The following is a 20,184-nucleotide window of genomic DNA, read 5'->3' as shown; positions in this document are numbered from 1 at the left end:
GGATTGAAAAACATGTTATTTCGGAAAGAGATTTCCAATTCTTTCCGCATAAATCGAATTCATTTGTTCCATTCCTGCATAAGTGAAGTGATGAAAATCAGAAAACCCTTGCATAGGAAGTACGTCGTGGATGTCCCAAAAATGTACCGAACCCGAATCCAAGGATTTCAGAAAAAGCAAATGGTCCCTATACCAGTCCGAATCCTCATACCAAGAGAGAGAGATTGGGTTTTCGGGGTTATTGATGAGCAAAAACGGGATATTTCGATTTCGAAAATGGTCTGCAATTTTTTGCAGGTACTGAAAATGAAAAAACGGTCGGAATTTTTCCTTTCGGATTCTTTCTTTGGCAAGTTTTAATGCGACTAAATAACCGATTCCAGGTCGTTTGTCCAAACCTTCTAACAATCGATAGTAAAAATAACGAGTATAGGTCCTATCATCCATCCCTTGGTAGCGATAGTCTTCCGTACGAGGTTCCCGTGTGTATTGGACACCTGACTTTGCCAATTCTAGGCCAAAGGTCTGTTCCAATCGGACACCCATGGGATCATAATGGTAATCCAAATAAGCTCCCGTAGCTTCATGTGCATACCATACTCGTTCCAAAGTAGCAGTGATTTGCTTTTTTTCCCGAAAGAAAATTGGATCCAAACGAACATTCGTCCATCGGGCATCTTTTAGGTTCACTACTTGGTTTGTATCGCCATTTGAAAAGGTTAGTTTACAAGTGGAACCAGCAAGCAAATAGGGAGTGACTTCCAACCAAATCCCTTTTTCTTCCATTTTATGTGTTGGGAAAAAACTAAATTGTTTCCCTGTCCAACCAAGTCCATTGACTCCTTCTGGAATGTTGACACCCATATAAGAATGATAACTTGTATTTCGACCAAATCGGTGTTGGATAAGGTTCTGCAGGTTTTGTTCGTAAATGTCTTTGTATCGGTAAAAAGTGAAACTAGAAGATATAATGTAACGAGACAAAGTTTCCGTGTCCATCTCCGAACCTACTTCCATTAGTGTTTCCCAAGGAAAAACCCATAATGATTGAGGTGCTTCACCAAAGGTAAGTGCATCTCGTATCATGAATGACTCATCAACTGTATCATTCCTTCCATCCGGAAACAAAACATAAGTTCGGTGGAGACGATAATCAATAAAATTAACAGGATAAACTACTAAGTCTGGTCCCAAGGGTGCAAGCCAATTGAGAAGCAAATACACATACAGAGGACTATTGCCTGCATACGCTAAATAAAAAACATCTACATCTAATGCAAATTTTTCCTTTAAGGTTTTTTCCAAGGACCGCGCATCAATGGAATAATAAGCAACAGAACTTCCCACGATGATGATCCGTTTTTTAATTTTGGGTAGGGAACGTATCCTTTCATATTCATATAAAAAATTGAAAAAATGATTGGTATTCCAAGGAGATTCATTTGGCAAAATGAATTGGATTTTTCGGAAAAACAAAGTATCAATCCCGAACAAAAAGACAATCATACATATTAGGAAAAATATTCGTTTTTTCATCTCAATTCCTAAAATACAAAGTAAACAAACGGTTTACTTTCAGCAGAATACAATACGATTATAATCAAACTTAAAACTGCAACAAAAGCCAAAAATGCCAATTTTCCTAAGGAATTTTGCATTTTTTCAAAAATATCTAACAGTTGTTTGTTTTCCTTAAACACGCGATTCCCGATCAGATGGCCAATCAAAATCAATAGAAAACAATAAACAAATTTCATTTCGAGAGTGTATGGTAACAAAAAACCCTCTTTTTTAGTAAAAATCCCCTGTAGGTAACACAGGGAATCAACCAAATTTGCACTTCGGAAGAATATCCACAAAAGAGTGACCGAAAAAAAAGTGAATAAAATTTTGAATGGCCTCAGTGCCGGTAATGCCTTAATAGAGTAACGAATCCCCACCCATCTTTCCATCACAAGGAAGATGCCGTGCCCAACCCCCCAAACCACAAAATTCCATGAAGCACCATGCCACAGACCTCCAATGGCCATCACAAGGATCAGATTTCGATAGGTTAAAAAAATTCCCATACGATTCCCACCAAGAGGAATGTATAAGTATTTTTTTAACCATTGGGAAAGTGAAATATGCCAACGAGTCCAAAATTCTGAAAATCCACTCGATAGGTAGGGCATCCGAAAATTCTCAGGCAAATGGAATCCAAAAAGAACTGCCGTGCCTTGGGCAATATCAGTGTATCCTGAAAAATCGCAGTAAATTTGGAGAGAATAGGAAAACATTCCCATCCAGAGCGCACGGGATGACATACTGTCTGGATGGGAAAAAACGATGTCAGCGACCTCTGCCAGATGGTCAGCCAACACCATTTTTTTAAAAAGACCGAGTATTATCAAAAATGTCCCAAATAAGAAGGGGATCCTTAGGAAGTGGAGCGGCCTTCTGATTTGAGGCAAAAAAGACTTTGCCGTGACAATGGGACCTGCAACTAACTGCGGGAAAAAACTAAGAAACAAAAGGTAAGAGGAAAATTTTCTTTCAGGAACTAGTTCCCTATGGTAAACATCCACTACATAAGAGATCGACTGGAAGGTATAAAAGGAAATCCCCACCGGCAACAACCAGCGACTCCAAAAGGTCTCTGGGGCCTGAGTGGAACCAGCAACTATTGCCCAATTTTCAGCAATAAAATGCCCATATTTAAAGAATAACAGCAATCCGAGACTATTCGAAAGAGAAGCCAACAAAAAAAAGAGTCGAAATCGTTTAGATTTGGCACCGTGGATCACCAAAGCCAAAACAAAGTCGACAAACGAAATCCAAATGATTAAAATTAAGTAATTAATATTCCAAAAACCGTAAAATATCAGGCTAACAAAAAGCAAGTAAATGGACTTCTTACTCTTATATTTTGATCTATTTTCAGCACTTTTCTGATCCAAAAGAGCCAGTCCCAGTGAACCAAAATGCCACAGGAGCAGTGTTGTGATTAAAAAAATGCCAAATATGGGGGAATTAAAAAGCATATTTTAGCTTATATTTAGTCATTAAACATTGTATTTGCATTTCACCCCACAATTGGGGCAAGTACAGGTCACTTCAGCCTTCACGCGTCTGCCTTTTGCACCTTCTACCTTCCCAACTGCCACAAATTCAAAATTAACACCTTCTGGCACAAAGTGACCGGACCCATACTTGGCCGTCCCTTCAATCACATTGGAGCAGGCGTGACATTTCACCCTTAGACGTATTGTTTCTGCCATACCAAGGAAAGATGGGAGGGCTAGCCCGCCAGGCAACTAATATTCGATTTTCTGCCAATTTTACATACCGATGAAATCAGGGTACACATGACATATTGGCAGATTATGACCCTATTTAAGGGTGGTAAGGGGTGGGGATTTTGTCCAAAAATGCAGGGCCTAGGCACAGGGAGAAATGCCTTTCGGTGGACAGATTTTTGGTTTAAACGCCCAGATTTCGGCAATTTGGGTCGATTTTGGTTAATAAGAGGCCCTTGTTTCTTTGTTTTCCTATTCCAAGGATCTACAAAGGAACTGCTCAAACGACACCAGTTTCCTTACAAATTTGGCTTATTTGCAGGGATTTTATTCCCTGCGTTCAGTTCGTTTACTCAGCTCTTGTTTTGAACGAAATGACCGATTTTGGTCACCAAACCAGGAGGGGGACTGGAAGTCCCAAAAAAGCCTGAATCAAAACGGAACGATTCCGCAAGAACCGTAAGGAATAGGTTCCCTGACGAAATTCCGGCGGCAAATTTTTTGTCTGGAATTGACGTAATACGGGCTGCCGAATCCTAGTCACCTCTCCCAAATCTCGACCTCACTAGGGCACTCGCTGCCGAAAGTTGGTCTCTAGGAATGATCTGTCATAAATGGCGTGCCGAACTCCAGGCAATTCTGACCAGCAACTCCCATCAGCTTTAATTGCCTAAATATGGGCAGTTTTCCTTGGTTATAACGACCCTTTTCCTTCAGAATCGGATTTCCTGTCATTGCGAGACGTTTGGCAGTAGATTTCGACTATATTTGCCTAATTTTAGGCAAATATTTAACCTCCGGGGTGCCTCTCGGGAATGGGCTGGTTTTTGTCAATTTTGGCATTTTCCTCCTGTAGTGAGCACAGGGAATGACTGCCAAAGGAAACCCCATGAGATTGTGGTCACATGAGGAGTCTTCGTTTCGTTTATTTTTTAGTTTTAGATGCGGTGGTGGTTTTGGCTTTTTTTACAGGAGCCGACGAGGATTTTGAACTGGGAGAGTCTGATCGTTTACTTTTTGCATTAGAGCTGTTTTTGGCAGTAGGTTTGGATTCCTTTTGACTTCCGCGAGAATTCCCAGATCCTCCAGCGCCATTTTCTTCATGGGAGAGGACTTCACTTGGCATTCGCCCATTCCGTTTGACCATGTAGATGAAATGTCGGACGTATTGTGTGTATGGTTCAGGAATGGCCTTTGGATCAAATTCTTTTGGCTCTTGGAGGAGTTGGTTGACGAGAGCCAATGGGAGGTCGTCCTTACTGGTTGCCATGAGAATCTCCAATCGCTTGCAGATCTCAGAGTCATTGACCTCAGTAGACAGTTTTCGCATGGCGTTGAGAAATTTTTGGAAGGCAACTCGCTTCGGTTGAGACATATCCCCAGAAAACCAATAAGTCCTGGGCTGGCAATCGATTTTACAGGTAGATTCTCCCCTTCCATTCTCGGTTTTGAATTGTTCCCCTGGAAAATTTGGCAGTGAAACAAACCCATCCCCTTTTTTTCTGAAAGAGAAACGATTAAAATGGATGGATGATTCGATGTAACAATCTGGACCGTATGTTTTTCCACTTGGGTGTTTGGGATTTGGAAGAGACCTTGTCCTTCACTTTCGTTCGTTGGAATGGCAAGCTCTTGGTTTGAAACTACCACAACTTCACTGATGACACCTTCTCGTAGTTCGATGGCAGGAACAAGTGGATCGTTTAAGAGGACAACTGGTTCTTCCCATTCATTTGCAAATAGGGCTCCTTGGGAAAAAAGGACAAAAACGAGTGCACAAAAAAACGGTACATTTTTTTGCAATTTTTGTGCCAACTTCTCTGTTATTTCCAAGAAAACCATATGAATATCTATAGTTTTCCCCGAAATTCGAGAAAAATAAAGCATTTTTTAGTGTTTTTTCTTATTTTTTATACAGGGATGCCCGGACTCTGAGTTTCCATTCCCACAAAACAATTTCGTGTTCTAGGTCTTTGGCCGAGTCTTGTTCTTTGGCTAAGAGGGCATAAATCATGTGAGAGATGTCTTTTGAAAATCCTCCATCCAATTCTTTTTCAAAAGCTTCCACTTGGAATTCCAAAATCAAGACAGCCAATCGAAATGCTTCGTTCATGGCAATGAGTTGTGGTTTGACTGTGTCTAGTTCGGGTTTCTTATACTCATTTTTGATCATTACATCCAAAAAGGTTCGGATGAACATTACATCGTCAGAAGATAAATGGAAATCGAGGAGGAGTTGTTTTACTTTATCTAACTCCATAGCCCGGAGGTGGATCCTTGCTAAAAAGACTGGGTTCTCACTATATGTATTTAGGTTTTGGTTTTTGGCAACATCCGTCGCACGCACCTTGTCATAATCCACCACTCCCTTGTCTTTGGATTCTTCGGTTTTTGGAGATTGGGATTCTGCGGAAGTATTGATCCTTTTTTTAATCACAAGGATGTTCATACTTGGGTATCGGATTTTAAACGAGACCATGTCCGATCTCGGGATTTCTTCATCGACAACCAAAAATTGAGCCTGTTCCCCCCGCTCCCAAGCAGCCATCAAATCTTCTTTGTTTTTGTAGTGGTAAATAACAACAGGTAAAACATCACTTTGGCTTCCCGTTCCCAGATAAATGGTTTTGATTTCATTCGAGAAACCATGTTGGTACGGAATGACCATCTTTCCAGCTTTTACATTGACGAAGGAAAGTTCTCCCAAATGGAAATGGGAAACGTCGAAATCATCTCCAAAAAAGCCCACTCTCGGGACGTTGACAACGATGGAATTATTTTTGGCACCTTTTGGAACTTCGGGACCTGATTCGGTAAAAACTACGTAGGTCAGTTTGGAAATCCGGACTTTTACGAGAAACCCTGCCGGAGTTTTCCGTTCTTCATATACAGTATCATCCATCTTTACATCAAACCAAGTTGTTTCATTTTATATTGGAGAGAACCTCTCGAAATTCCCAATGCCTTTGCCATTCGAATTTGGTTTCCCGAAAAGATACGCATTGCCAAAAGAATCTTCTGCCTTTCTAAGGCTTCTATCCCTCGCCGCAAGTCTAAATCTTCGGCATCCGGAATCTCAATATCCATCCTGTTCCGGCCGACCAGAAGATCAGAAACATCTACGATTTTGGTACGACAAGTTAAAATTCCAGAGAGAATGGCACTTCTCAGTTCGACGAAATTTTCTTTATAAATTCGATTGAGAAGTTCCGTTTCACCTGCCTGACTCAGAGTAAGATCGGAGCGATTTTGCTCGTGGCATAATGTTTGAAAAATGGACTGGATGATTTTTGAAAACGTAGGTTTTGGCAAATGATTTAATGCCGGCACATACACGGGATTTTTTTGCAACAATAGGAGGAATTCAGGAAGGACTTCTCCGTTTCCATTTGAATCACCCAAGAGAAAGAGGTTACCTTTGAACCCAGATTTTGCCCACCAATCCGCAAGGATTTGTTGTTGCCCTAAGGAAAAATGTTCTGGGTTCGTAAATACCAGACTTCCAAAATTTGCTTCTATTCCCCATTCTTGGAGAGCTTTTTCAAATTTCCCAAAATGATCGGGCACGGATTCTACAACCAGAAAGGGAGCACCTGAAAGCATGTTTTGGTGGATCCATTTAGCTAAACTTTTTTTTCCTGACCCAGGGGCCCCAAAAATTGAAACCAACCTCTCGGATCCAAACCGATGGATTGCGGCTTCTAGATTGGGAATTTTTTCTCTGAATTGGAGATACGATTCATCAGAATCTTTTGGCTCGAGACGAACCATCTGTGGTTGATTACCATTCCATTCTTTCCCAATTTTATCTGCAAAAAGAGAAAGGAGTGCGAACATAGGAAATGATGTTTCACCTTCAAATTCGACAAGAAGGAAACCAATACTTTCTTTTGCAACAATCCGGATCGACATTGCATTTGTTGTTTTTCCAAACAAAGGAAATTCTTTCCCGGAAAAGAAAACAGGTTCCCTGGAACTCATAAGAGTCTCCCATTCCGCAGAACCACGATTCAGAAACGAATAATAAAAACCATCTTCTCCGTAGCCAAAACTAGCTGATTCATAAAACGAATCTTCGTCTTCTGCTTTGAGAACTACGACACCGGAGGCCAACCCAAACTCGGTACACAACTCTGCCCACAAAGAAGGAAGGATTGTTTCCATCCATTCTTTGCCTGTTTGGCTGGATGCAAACAAGGAAGCGGTATGAGGGGGCATGCTATGAAACTGTTTAAATTTAATCACTTTGTCAAGTACGTACCAGTTTGAATGTCGGATGTCCGACAGAAACAGAAGAGATAGTTTTTGCTAATTTTTGCCATGTCGGATGTCCGACAATGTAGGTAGAAACGGACAAAAATCCCTTTTTTTGTTCCCTTTCAAAAATACAATTGATCCCAAATTTTCCAATGGAAAGCATACCAAATGGGAAGGAAAAAGAGAGATAGATGATCACTATTGCAGTTGCAAATCAGAAAGGCGGAGAGGGCAAAACAACTACTTCTTTGAATCTTGCCATGGGATTGGCTCGCCGAAATCTCAAAACTTTACTTATCGATATGGACCCCCAGGCAAATTCTACCGGAATTTTTCTAAATCCTGAAACTGTCGAAAAGGACCTTGCCCACTTATTTCAAAATTCGGCGAACATGAAAGACATCATTGCTCCAGCGTATAACGAGCATTTGTGGATAGCACCATCTAGCATGCGCTTGGCGGAAATGGAAACAGTTTCGGTGAACTCGGTAGAAGCACCTTATATCCTTAGAGACTCACTTTCCGGACTTAAGGATTTCGACTTTGTCATCATTGACTGCCCACCTTCCCTCTCCATTTTCACAGTGAACAGTTTGGTTGCTGCCAATTATGTTTTGATCCCACTCCAAGCAGAAAAATTTTCGATGGATGGGATTATGGGCCTACAACAGACCATCTCCTCCATTAAAAAAAGGATCAACCCAGACCTGGAAATTTTAGGTGCCCTCATCACCCAACTGAAACCCCAAACTTTATTGACGAAGACAATCTTACCTGTCCTCACAAAATATTTCAGGATTTTTGAACATACGATATCTGACGGAGTTGCGATTGGCGAAAGCCATCTGGCCAAAAAATCCGTCTTCGATTACAACAGATCGTCCAGGCAATCCCAAGAATATGAAGGTTTTATCGAGGAGGTTTTAAGTGAGCTTAAAAAGTAAACGCCTAGGAACTCTCGCCGACATCTACCAAGCTGAAAATTTGGACGGGACCATTCGTACCATCCGAATGGACAGAATCCAACCTTCCGAACACCAACCCAGGCAAGAACGAAAAAAAGGGATCGAAGAATTAGCCCAGACCCTAAAAGCCGATGGCCTTTTACAACCAATCATCGTTTCAAAAGGCGAAAAAGAAGGCAGTTATAAAATCATTGCAGGAGAGAGGCGTTACCATGCTGCCAAATCCTTAGGATGGGCAGAGATTGAATGTAAGATCTTAAACCGACCCGATAAAGAAATCTATAAACTTGCTGTCATCGAAAACCTGCAGAGGGAAAACCTTTCTCCCTACGAAGAAGTAGATGCCCTTCTCTTTTTAAAAAATTCGTACCAGTATACGGACCAGGAATTAGGCGACCTATTTGGAAAAAGTCGCAGTTACATGACGGAAGTACTTTCCATTACATCGATGTCCAAAGCCGATTTGGAGAAATGCAAAAAGAATGAAATTTATAATAAAAACCTCCTCGTACAAGCTGCCCAAGCAGCTAAAAAAGGAAGTTTGGATGAATTCCTCACCCTTTACCACAAAGGTACACTCAAGACCGTAAGAGATGCAAAAGACTTCAATAAACAAGTAAAAGCGGGTGATGGGGCAATTCAAAAATCCTCCCCTCTTTCTGGTTACAAAATCAGACGCACAAGCAGTGGGATCCAAATCCAATCGGAAGACGAAATTTTGCTGGGAGATATTTATAAATTCATCAGAAAAGAACTCTCAAAAAAGTATGGTGATTCGGCATAACCCAAACAAGTACTTAGCAGTCAAGTACTTAGGAAAAAATTTTTTGGCCTGAGCAGGGAAAAATACTGTACGAACTTGACAGTTACCAGAATCCGACAATAATGTGACATAATAAAACTTTTGATAGGTTTGAGCAAACACCTTTTCTTGAGAAAAGGTGTGGGGGCATTCCATTGCCCTAACCCGACATATAAAAAAAATCCCCTGGAACACCAGGGGGTCGGGGTTTCCCGAAGGAATGTTGTTGGATGAGACATAATTAACATTATGTCAGATAATGTCAACTCCTTCGAATTATTTGCTTAAATTTAGTTTAATTTTTGCAGAAATCGGAGGAGCTTCCTTGAGCGACCAGCGACATCCCTATATCCGTCTGATGACCGACATCATCGATTCCGGTGTTTGGGCAGGGTTATCCCATGCTGCAAAGACGTTGTATCCTGTGCTTTTAAAATTCAGTGACTACAACTTCAAACCTGTTTGGCCAAATACAGAAACCCTCATGCGCCTAACTGGATTCAAAACCAAAAAATCCATAGTGACTGCCAAAAAAGAATTAACACAAGCAGGTTTACTCTACCAAGTTCCAGGAAGTGGAAGGACTTCCACAAGGTATCATTTTTCTTTCCATTATGAGGGTTCCAGAATTACCCCTCTGGGAGATACATCGATACACCTCAGGGGGGCCGAGTCCGAGACCGCTGGGGGATTCAATTCACAAACAAAGGGGGTTACGGATGGATCCCCTAACCATATTAATATAACTATATCCAATACAAACCATGTACCAGAAATAAAGGACCAAAGCGAAAGTAAGAGAGATTCAAAAGAAGGGAAAAAAGACTTCGAAACTCTTGTCGATTTATTTGGTCCTGAAATTGCTCTTGAGGCGTATCGTAAGGCTGTGGACCTCCATATGGAATCGAATGTTTCGTATGTACAAACCCTTTGCAGGGAATTAGTGAGTGCCCAACGAAAAGAAGTGCTTAATTCTGGGCATGATTTGGGAAAGGAATCAAGCCTTCCTCACCCAGCTTCTTGGTCTGGGTTTTTGACTTGGGCTTCGAAACAATTGACAGAATCATCCTTTCGCCAATTGGAAAAAATCCAGGTGACAACAGATGGAAATGTGATCATCGTCACCTCTCCGATACTTGGGCATTTACGCCAAATCATCCAAATGTATTTCACAGAACGGGTAAAACCAGTTGTACTTGTAGTTTTTACAGAAAAAGAAGAAGGCTCACGTGTCGGTGAAATTCGATAGACTGAATAGAAAAACGGTATTTTTTGGAAGGAATCATAACTGAAAAAGCGCATGAAAGATCATTTAATTCGCACAAGCCACCCCTACTCTTTGCCCATCCAATCTGTTTCCACAACAGGAACGTATGAAATCAAAAATAATGAGTTTTTGTCATTTTTTGAAGAAAAGGAACAGTCTTCTCTCTCCTCGATCATTTTCCAATTTGACGATGTTGTTTTTTTTAATGGAATCGAGTTATTACCAGGAAAGGATGGGTTGGATTTTTTCCCCGATTCTTTCCGGTTTGAGTTATCACATGATGGTAAGTATTGGGAACCCATTTTACAAGAATCATCCTTTCGCAAATCATTTAAAACTTCCGCTAAATGGTTGTTTTCATTAACAAGCGCTCGTTATGTGAAGTTTATTTCTAAAATTTCAAGAAAAGCAAGTAACGGGAAAAATCGGATTAGTTTTGGTCCATTAAAAATCTTAATCAGTGGTGTTCAGTCTATTCAAGTTAGTTCAGAGTTAGATAGACTCTATGTGAAAGAAAATTTATTTGATACAAGACCTGATTACGGATGGTCTTCAAAGAAAAAAGAAGAACCTGCTGATGAATACGTGATTTTGGATATGGGATCTGTTAACCGGATTGAAGAATTTCGGATGTTAACGAAAAACGATGCCATCACCAATTTTCCCGAAAGGTTTATTGTTTATTACAGCGAAGATGATCTAACTTGGCACCAGTTACATGAGGAAAATTATTTCTTATCTGAACCAGGTACTTGGTACAAGTGGCGTTTCCCACCTGTCAATTTACGATTTTTAAAAATTGTTTTTATCGATGAAAAACAAACTAACAAAAAAGAATACACTACCGAAGTCATTGAACTCGAATTGTACTCTAGTGCAGATAAAAAGGAATCAGGTGGGCCAACCAGAGAACCACTTCCCTATGCTTCTGTTTTAAGATCCGGGATCATTCGACTCGCAGTTGATGGTGAAGTAAAAGAAGGTGTTGTTGTCCAATCTAATGATAGAAGGTTAAGAGATGCAACAACCGAATACCGTGGGATTGTGGAACTTGCATCTGATGGAGAAGAAAAACCAGGTGTTGTTGTCCAAGGAAATGATAAACGCCTAAAAATCGCCACCGAACTCACTCATGGTCTCGTGAGACTTGCAAGGAGTGGAGAAGCAAGACCGGGTCTCGTCGTCCAATCGGATGATGAGAGGTTACGGAATGCTTCTACAGATCATCCAGGAATCGTAGAGCTTGCGTTAGATGGCGAAACGCGTCCAGGGGTTGCTGTCCAAGGCAATGATTCCCGATTAAAAATTGCGACAAAAAAATCAGTAGGACTTGTACAACTGGCGGAAGCTGGTGAAACTGCGATTGATAAAGTGGTAACAGGTGACGATCCAAGGTTAAAGGATGCCACAACCACTGCAAAAGGAATTGTACAATTAGCTCCGAATGGTGGAGAGGAATCAAATACCGTTGTGCAAGGGAATGATAAACGTCTAAAACTTGCCAATACGGAAGCACATGGAATTGTCCAACTCGCACATTCAGGCGAAACTAAAGCTGGTGTTGTTGTGCAAGGAAACGACAAACGTCTCGCCAAAGCAGGGTTTGACGATGCAGGTATTGTTGTATTGGCAAACCATGGAGAAGCTGTCCCTGGGAAGGTAGTATTGTCCGATGATCCAAGATTGTCTGATAAAAGAGAACCAAAACCTCATACACATCCATATGCCGAAAAAGAACATGATTTTAACTCACATACTGGCTTATTAAAGATTACAGGCGAAGCTGAGTCTATCTCCAAAGGATTTGTTCCACCACAATCAAACGATGCGATCATTTACGGAAAAAATACGAAAAATGGTTCAGGACTTGTAGGGGTCTCTTCTGGTTCTGGAGTTGTTGGATTTGGAGAATCCATCGGAGTTTATGGTATTTCCAAAGGAAAAGAAACAACTCGGTCGGCTGGAATTTTAGGTGCCGGTACAACGTCACCAGGTGGTAGGTTTGTTTCACAGTCAGAGTTTGCCATTGTTGTTGATGGAAAAGGTATTCCTGAATATGAATTAATTGGTTCTGGAAAAGCAATTTATGCTAATGGAGAGTCGGTTTTTGAGGGGAATCTTCGCATAACGAAGGATGGTGGTGAAGAATGTATCGCTCGTTATTTTAGACTCGATGGGAAAGATGTTATCACTTCTGGTGATTTACTTGTGGCTACCGAAGAAACGGGAGTTCTCGGGAGGAGCAAACACCCCTACTCTACCAATGTGATCGGTGTTGCTGTCTCAAATGCCAATCTGGTTTTTGGGAAAAGAGAAAAAGGCGTAGAATACGTGTTAGTGGCACTTCTTGGAGTGGCGAAACTTCACGTGGATGCTACACAGGTGCCCATTTACCCTGGAGATCTTTTGGTATCAGGACTCACTTCTGGTCATGCGATCAAAGCGGATCCTTCCAAATTAAAACCAGGAATGTTGGTGGCAAAGGCAATGGAAGCTTGCAAACGAGATAAAGGACATATCCTTTGCCTCTTAACTTTCTCCTAAAAACAAAGGTAGTGTTGAGGTGGGTTTTTTGATAAAACCTGCTTCAATCGCTCTTTGGAAAAGGTAAGTCACAGCATCGTGTCCTTCTTTTCCCAATGATTTCGTAAATTCGTTCACGTATAAATCAATATGAGCTTTGATTACGGAATCTTCTTTATTCTGAGAATTTTCCTTGATGTAATCCATCATTGCTTTTGGTTCTTGGTAAGCATCTCTTAGGCTTTTCTGAAGTTCCGATTGGAATTTGAGTGCTTCTTCTCTTGGGATGTCCCTTCTTATGGCAATAGCACCAAGAGGAATTGGGTATCCTGTTGATGATTCCCACCATTCACCGAGATCAACCACCTTCTCCAATCCTCTTTCTTCGAATGTGAATCTTTCTTCGTGAATGATCACTCCTAAACTGTTTTCTTCCGTTAAAAGTTTAGGAATGATTTCATCATAACGAAGTGCAGTTGGTTTATGTGTCCCATTTGTATAAAGGGATAATAGTAAATTGGCAGTAGTCAGTTGTCCTGGGATATATAAAGATTGACAATTTTCTAAGTTGGTATTGGTATTTTTTTTTCTGACGAGAAGTGGACCACAACCTCGACCCAAAGCAGAACCCGTTTCCAATAATATGTATTTATCGATAATGTGGAAAAAAGCAGCAAACGAAAGTTTAGTTACTGGGAATTTACCTTCAAATGCAAATTCATTTAAGTTTTCGACATCGTAAAGTTCTTCTTTGACCGGGTAGTCTGTATTACGAATCAGGTGATAAAAGAGGAAAGTGTCATTTGGGCAAGGTGAATACGCAAGTGAAATCATAGTGCTAAAAAATATTCCTTTGTTGGTGTGATGAAAAAAATTCGAACTAGTAAAAAGAAAAATAAGGTAATGGAAGTGCCAAGAAAGATCTTAAAACTCAATTTTTTGGTTACACCTTCCAGTAGTAAACTGAAAGGTAAAATGAGTGTAAACATTCTACTCAAATTATCAAAAGACCTCCAATACCCCTCTTCTGCAATTGCAATGACGAATAAACTTCCAAGGATAGGAACGAGTATGTTTAGATCCTTTTGAAATGAGTTCCTGATAGATGCGATAGAAATCATGATCATACTTAAAAACGATACTAGGAAAAGTAGTTTGGGGAATTCTTTTAGTTTGAATTGAAATTGGTTATGGTCAAAAAAACTTTTTACAAATCCGAATAAGGGAATATCTATCATATCTTTGAAACCAAGTGGGTTTGTGCCTAAATGATTTGGGGAGTTTTTCCATCCGACATACAAAAAACCCAAAAACAAGATGCCTGGTAAGGAAAATAGAAAAACTTCTTTCCATTGTTTATGGTATAGAGCTCCCAAAACAATCGGAGCTAAAAATAAAACCCCCAATTCCCTTGTGAAGACTGTGATCAGGAAAAATAAAAACGAGGTAGTTAGATTTTTTTTTGTGTAAAAATAATAACTAATTATTGCTAAACTCACAAAAAAAGAATCAGCGACTAATAATAAATTGGAATTTAATGAATAGGGAGAAAAGATATAAAACAAAACTAACCATTTCGATTTTTCGGGAAGTAGTTGGTATAAACAATATACAGAAAATAGAAACGTCGAAAATAAAATCGTAAGTGTTATGAGTGGGTAGTGTTCACTGCCTAATAAATGAGAAACAAGTCCAGAAATGAGCGATAATCCTATTCTATGGTAACGAAAATAAAAACTATCTACAATTAAGTTCCAATCGGAATCGTTAAACAAATCTTTTGCGAGTAGGTAAAAAAATTGTCCATCATATCCGCCTGATTTATATACGACAAAATTTGGATCGACTAAGTTTGGATTGATTTCATAAAATCCTTCCCAAATCCCAATTAATGCAGACAGTGAGTGGTTGTAGGGAGATATTTTAAATTGAATGATCCCCATTACTCCCAAAATGAAAAAAAACATGGTTATGCAGAGTTGACGCGGTTTCACTCTCCCATTTTGTAAAAATTAATAGATTTTGAAAGGAATTTCTCTGGAATTTTAACAAGATTCTGACAGTTTGTATCCAAAGTTGGGGCAAATGAAAGAAGTTCTCGTTACCATACAAACGGTGTATCAGTATTTAGAAAAATTGGGTCCAAAAAAGTCCTTTCAAATATTGAAAAATTTGGGATACGAAAAACTTCTTTCCCTTACTGGAAAAGTTCCGAAGGAACGCCTCATTGTTTTAACACAAAAATTGAGTGAAGAAACAGTCGTTGAGTTAGTGAATCAAATCCCTGAAAAAATTTTGGTGGAGATGATTCGTGAAAATGATGATGATGATTTGGTTTATTTCATTCATTCGTTATCAATTGCGGATCTTGCCATTGTATCTAAAAGTATCCCTCCACACGATGTAGGTCTATTGGCAAAAACATTAGGCCCTGAGGCAAGTGTTGAAGTTTTAAAATCACTCGGTATTCAAAAGTCGATATCTTTACTAAAAGAAATTCCAATGCGAGATTTTTTGTGGTTAGTTGATAAGATTCAGCTTCAGCCTATCATTCAATTGGTAAATGAACTTTCTGTTGCTGATTGTAAAAAATGGATCAAACAAAGAGGATTAGAAGAATTGCCGATCCTTCTAAAGTTTTTTGGTGTTTCGAATGTATTGGAAATTTTTAAAAAATTAGGTATGAACCAGGCATTGGCAATGATGCAACTTTTAGGTACAAGGGAAATGATGGAATTGTCGGTTCTTTTGTCTAAAATGAATTTAGACTTACAGAACATCCCTTCCCATTTACATTCCAAACCCGTTGTTTTGGAAAAACAAAAATCAAAAGTTTCGCCAAAGAAAAAAGCAGCACCTAAAAAGAAGAAGGTGGTTAAACGTTCCCATTGATGATTGGGAAGTGAATGGTAAATTTACTTCCCTCACCCATTGTACTTTCAACGAATATTTCTCCGGACATCTTTTCTACAAGTGATTTAACAATGGAAAGTCCAAGGCCCGTTCCACCTATTTTTTTATTATCTGTGGATGGGATTCGGAAAAATCGATCGAAGATTTGATTTTTGTAGTTGGGATCAATTCCGATTCCAGTGTCTTCAACTATAATTTCCACTTTCCCGTTGGCGTCGCGTAACGAGATACCAATTTTTCCTTTGAAAGTGTATTTTAAGGCATTTACATATAAGTTTGTTATAATTTGCGAAAATTCGAATTTAATTCCGCGAATCAAAAGGCCTTTTTTCAAAGAAAGTTCCCATTCGATTGGTTTTCCTTTCGCAAGATGTGAATTCATATGAATGACATCTTCAATCACAGGGACTGGATCAAAAATTTCTATCACTTCCGCTTCTTTATCTTTTTCTCGTGAGGTTGTTAATTTTAGTAGGTTTTCGATTAAAAAACTAAGTCTTTTTGCGTTTTTATCGATTACTTCCAACATATTGATGTGTTCTTTGTTGAATGGTAACGAAGAGTCAGATTTAAAAAATTCTAAGTACCCACGAATATTCGTCATCGGGCTACGTAATTCGTGGCTTACATTAGAGATAAATTCATGTTGGAGTCTTTCTTGTTCTTTTCGTTCGGAGTTGGGGCGGAATTGAACTTGGTATCTCTTTTTTGGAGATAATAGTATGGAAGTAAAACTGATATCTACTTCTAGTTTGGAGCCATCTTTTACTAAAATTTCAACATCAGGAAGTGATAACATAGTATCAGAGGATAAATCGGATCCAAATCGTAATTGGTTGGATACTTGGTTTCCGATTATGATATCTTCGATATTCATTTTTGTGATATCACCTCTGGTGTATCCAGTTAAAGAACGGAATTGGTTATTTGCTTCCAGGATACTCCCTGTATCAGCATCAACTAAGGCTATCGCCTCTCTTGAAAATTCAAATAGGTAACGGTATTTTTCTTCTGAGTATTGTAAGTCAACAGCGGATCTATCCAATTTAATTTCCAAAATCGAAATTAAATTTTCCAATTCAGTGATCTCTTCTCTTTGTAACTCAATTTTAGCATTAAAAGAGTCTAACATTGAATTTACGAGTACTTTGACTCTGTTGTCCAATTGAAGTGTTTCATCCGTATTAAGGCGAGAACTATAATTTCCTTGGAGCATGTCCAAAACCAAAGAATTAACATCAACAATTAAGTGTCTTACTGCATTTAGCTTTCGGTAATTGATTTGTGAAGGTGCATGCAATTTCACATTTGTTGGTTCTTGGAAGCTAGATAATTTTCTAACATCGAATACTTTTTTAGGTTCCAATGCTGATAAAATTTCTTCAAAGTTTAGAGCAGCTTGCACAGCCTCTGGTTGAATGACCCTTCGAATTAAGCGAAAATAAACATCTTTTAGTAATGGGAAGAGAGTTGTTTCGTCACCATGGTAAGAAAAAACTCCTTTTTGGATTAATGGATGTTCGGTGAGTAGGTTTTTTGTTTCCCCTACTCTTAAGTGTGGGTAAAAATGAGAAAGTTGTAAGTCGTCCCATAAATTACCATGATAATCCTTGTTTGCATTTTGAAGGAAATCGATGGCTTTTTTGACAGCCAATAATACTCCTGATACTTCTCTTCCTGTTTTTAAAATGGCATCACCGCTAAATGCAAGTAAGGTGGATGGATAAATCGTGTCCTTTTTTAAGATAGGAAGTTCTAAGTTATTGGCAAAGTCTTGGAAGTTTCGGAGGAAAGGACTTGAAAATGGATCAGATACAAGCCCTAAGCAGTTTGGTTTTAAGAATTCTTTTTCTTCTAAAAATCCTGGTGTGTCAATATAACGCACCTTTACGGGATTTTTAGGTGCATATTCTTCTAGGAATTTTTCTGCGAATAATCTTTCGATGGAATTGATATGGGGAACAGGAAGGATATAGGCTTTGTTTCTGGTTAAGTCTTCTGGTTTGAATTGAAATCTAGAATAAAAAGAGAGAGGCGAATGATAAAGATAAATTCCTCGATAGATTCTTTTGAGTTTTGATTTTTTTAAAAAACTGTCTTGTAAGTATGCGATTGTTGGAACTTCCCCGGCTTCCACTCGTCCAGCATCCAATAAAGGTAAAATTGCTTTATGGTGAGTATTGAGGTGAAGCGTAACTTTGACTCCAAATTCTTCGAAGTAACCTTTTTTGTAGGCAACCACGATGGGTAAGGAGCTGAGTCGGCTTGTAATACAAATTTGGATCACTTGGCAACAATTCCATTGATAGGAATCGTTGCCAAATCTTTATGATAGGAATTTACCTTAAGTAGAAAAAATCTCCTGAAGAAATTCTGTTGTCCTTTTTGTATACTCTGAGACTTCTTTTTCGTCCATTACCTTGGCAGACAGTAACGATAAATCGTAAATGACACGTGCCAATTTTTTACCCTTCTCTGGGTTAACTCCCTCAAACGCCTGTAAGGCGGATTTTACGAGAGGTGATTTTGAGTTTACCATCAATGTGTGAGACTTAAGCATTGATTTAGTATCCTCTTTGTTAAACATAGAATTCATTTCCGTCATTCTACGCATAAATTCAGGGAGTAAAATAACCCCTGGGACATCTACTGATTTTAGTGCTTCTACTTTGACTTGAACTCCTTCCTTAGGCAATGCAACTTCAAAGAGTTTGGTGATTCGATTCGATTCTGTTTCATTAGATTCGTTTACAATTTCTGTCTTTGATTCTTTGTCTAAAACTTGATCAGCAATTTCTGAATCCACTCTTTGGAATTTCCAATCTGGATTTTTACCTTCCAAATGTTGGATGAGATGTGAATCAATTTTAGAATCAACTAAGAGGGCTTCTAGTCCTTGTGATTTGAGAAGTTCCATATAAACAGAACCCATTTCTGTTTCATTAGCATAAAAGATTTTGTTTTGGTTTTTTTCTTTGTTCTTTTCCCAATATTCAGAAACAGTTGAGAAGCCATTTTCGGAATTTTTAAAGATGATATGATCCTTCATTGAATCATAAAATTTTTCATCTGTTAATACTCCATATTTGACAAAGATAGAGATATCGTTCCAGTTTTCTTCATACTTTGCACGATTCTTTTTGAAATCATCAATAAGTCGGTCTGCTACTTTTTTAATGATATGGTTGGAGATTTTTTTAACGAGTGGATCGTTTTGTAAATAGGAACGAGAGACATTCAGAGGTAAGTCAGGAATGTCAATTGTACCTTTGAGGATGGTCAAAAATTGAGGGATCAACTCACTTGCGTTATCGCTGACAAACACATGATTGCAAAAAAGTTTAATCCCATTTTTTGAAGCTTCTAATTCATGGGTGAGTTTTGGAAAGTATAAGATTCCTTGTAAACGAAAAGGGTAATCCACATTGAGGTGGATGTGAAATAAAGATTCTCCTGAAAAAGGAAACAAGTAAGAATAAAAATCCTTATAATCCTCAGGAGACAGTTTAGAAGGTTCCTCAGACCAAAGTGGTTTTTCTCTGTTTGTCTTTTCTCCTTGGACATAGATAGAAACGGGCAAAAAATCACAGTATTTTTTGATTAGTTCCTTTAATTTCCACTTATCAAGGTATTCACCTGATTCACTGTCCAAGTACAAAGAAATTTTTGTACCTCTAGTGTTTTTTTCAATGGGTGTAATGGAGAAGTCGGTACCTGATTCGCTAGACCACATAACTGCCGCTTGGCCAGATTTGTATGATTTGGTCTCAATGGTTACTTGTTTTGAGACCATAAAACTCGAATAAAAACCCAGACCAAAATGGCCGATGATCTCTGCTTTATTTTCAGCGTTCTGGTATTGTTTGGCGAAGTCTGTTGCACCAGAAAAAGCAATTTGATTGATGTATTTTTTGACTTCATCGATGGTCATGCCAATCCCGTTGTCTTCGATGGTTAAAATCCGTTTTTCAACGTCAAAATTTAGGTCGATTCGATAATCACTTCCACCTTCAAACTCTTCAGTCAAAGCGACTTTTTTAAGTTTGGTGATTGCGTCACTTGCGTTAGATACAAGTTCCCTTAGGAAGATATCCTTTTCGGAATAGAGCCATTTTTTAATGATTGGGAAAATGTTTTCTGTTTCGACACTTATTTTGCCTTTTTCTTCAGCTGACATAT

Annotated in this window: 15 protein-coding genes; 5 read left to right on the top strand and 10 right to left on the bottom strand. The window is 39.0% G+C overall.

Annotation, left to right across the window (positions count from 1 at the left end; genetic code table 11):
- Positions 1 to 15: 15 nt before the first annotated feature.
- The 6 genes from DI076_RS17995 to DI076_RS17960 all read right to left on the bottom strand — a co-directional run bounded on the left by DI076_RS17995 (position 16) and on the right by DI076_RS17960 (position 7,496).
- Positions 16 to 1,536: an LB_356 family protein gene (locus DI076_RS17995; protein ID WP_108961222.1), complete on the bottom strand. Its 1,521-nt coding sequence runs from the start codon at positions 1,534 to 1,536 to the stop codon at positions 16 to 18.
- Between the two features lie 8 nt (positions 1,537 to 1,544).
- Positions 1,545 to 2,882, bottom strand: coding sequence for an MBOAT family O-acyltransferase (locus DI076_RS17990; protein WP_282432606.1), 1,338 nt, complete (start codon positions 2,880 to 2,882; stop codon positions 1,545 to 1,547).
- A 162-nt stretch (positions 2,883 to 3,044) separates the two neighbouring features.
- On the bottom strand, positions 3,045 to 3,260 hold the full coding sequence (locus DI076_RS17985) for a hypothetical protein (protein ID WP_108961290.1): 216 nt from the start codon (positions 3,258 to 3,260) through the stop codon (positions 3,045 to 3,047).
- Positions 3,261 to 4,203: 943 nt separating this feature from the next.
- Positions 4,204 to 4,653 (bottom strand): phosphatidylinositol phospholipase, encoded by a 450-nt coding sequence (locus DI076_RS17975; RefSeq protein WP_108961219.1) that lies wholly within the window; start codon positions 4,651 to 4,653, stop codon positions 4,204 to 4,206.
- Between the two features lie 528 nt (positions 4,654 to 5,181).
- Entirely contained in the window at positions 5,182 to 6,180 is a 999-nt protein-coding gene (locus DI076_RS17965) for a hypothetical protein (protein ID WP_100716018.1), read from the bottom strand.
- A gap of 2 nt (positions 6,181 to 6,182) precedes the next feature.
- A complete protein-coding gene (locus DI076_RS17960) occupies positions 6,183 to 7,496 on the bottom strand; it encodes a helix-turn-helix domain-containing protein (RefSeq protein ID WP_167396555.1) in 1,314 nt (437 codons plus the stop codon).
- A gap of 230 nt (positions 7,497 to 7,726) precedes the next feature.
- On the opposite strand from DI076_RS17960, the gene DI076_RS17950 reads away from it, so the two are divergent.
- The 4 genes from DI076_RS17950 (at position 7,727) to DI076_RS17935 (ending at position 13,113) form a co-directional block, all read left to right on the top strand.
- Complete coding sequence (locus DI076_RS17950; RefSeq protein WP_108961215.1) at positions 7,727 to 8,479, top strand: ParA family protein; 753 nt, start codon at positions 7,727 to 7,729, stop codon at positions 8,477 to 8,479.
- Positions 8,463 to 9,284 carry a ParB/RepB/Spo0J family partition protein gene (locus tag DI076_RS17945; protein ID WP_108961214.1) on the top strand — a complete coding sequence of 274 codons (822 nt, stop codon included), beginning with the start codon at positions 8,463 to 8,465 and terminating at the stop codon, positions 9,282 to 9,284. The genes DI076_RS17950 and DI076_RS17945 overlap by 17 nt, the downstream gene beginning before the upstream one ends.
- Positions 9,285 to 9,660: 376 nt before the next feature.
- Entirely contained in the window at positions 9,661 to 10,551 is an 891-nt protein-coding gene (locus tag DI076_RS17940) for a helix-turn-helix domain-containing protein (protein ID WP_167396557.1), read from the top strand.
- Positions 10,552 to 10,602: 51 nt separating this feature from the next.
- Positions 10,603 to 13,113, top strand: coding sequence for a discoidin domain-containing protein (locus DI076_RS17935; protein WP_108961213.1), 2,511 nt, complete (start codon positions 10,603 to 10,605; stop codon positions 13,111 to 13,113).
- Here DI076_RS17935 and DI076_RS17930 read toward each other — a convergent pair.
- Both DI076_RS17930 and DI076_RS17925 read right to left on the bottom strand, forming a co-directional pair.
- Positions 13,099 to 13,926: a 1,4-dihydroxy-6-naphtoate synthase gene (locus DI076_RS17930; protein WP_108961212.1), complete on the bottom strand. Its 828-nt coding sequence runs from the start codon at positions 13,924 to 13,926 to the stop codon at positions 13,099 to 13,101. The two genes, DI076_RS17935 and DI076_RS17930, sit on opposite strands and share 15 nt — an antisense overlap.
- Entirely contained in the window at positions 13,923 to 15,086 is a 1,164-nt protein-coding gene (locus tag DI076_RS17925; RefSeq protein WP_108961211.1) for an AZOBR_p60025 family cell surface glycopolymer formation protein, read from the bottom strand. The genes DI076_RS17930 and DI076_RS17925 overlap by 4 nt, the downstream gene beginning before the upstream one ends.
- A gap of 91 nt (positions 15,087 to 15,177) precedes the next feature.
- On the opposite strand from DI076_RS17925, the gene DI076_RS17920 reads away from it, so the two are divergent.
- Positions 15,178 to 15,984: a hypothetical protein gene (locus tag DI076_RS17920; RefSeq protein WP_174705099.1), complete on the top strand. Its 807-nt coding sequence runs from the start codon at positions 15,178 to 15,180 to the stop codon at positions 15,982 to 15,984.
- Here DI076_RS17920 and DI076_RS17915 read toward each other — a convergent pair.
- Both DI076_RS17915 and htpG read right to left on the bottom strand, forming a co-directional pair.
- Entirely contained in the window at positions 15,968 to 18,292 is a 2,325-nt protein-coding gene (locus DI076_RS17915; protein WP_108961209.1) for an ATP-binding protein, read from the bottom strand. The two genes, DI076_RS17920 and DI076_RS17915, sit on opposite strands and share 17 nt — an antisense overlap.
- Before the next feature lie 57 nt (positions 18,293 to 18,349).
- Positions 18,350 to 20,182, bottom strand: a complete 1,833-nt coding sequence (htpG, locus tag DI076_RS17910; RefSeq protein ID WP_108961208.1) for a molecular chaperone HtpG — start codon at positions 20,180 to 20,182, stop codon at positions 18,350 to 18,352.
- Positions 20,183 to 20,184: the final 2 nt, after the last annotated feature.

It is taken from the genome of Leptospira ellinghausenii (assembly GCF_003114815.1).
GTDB classification, from domain to species: Bacteria; Spirochaetota; Leptospiria; order Leptospirales; family Leptospiraceae; genus Leptospira_A; species Leptospira_A ellinghausenii.
This window is presented reverse-complemented; position numbering and strand designations above follow the sequence as displayed.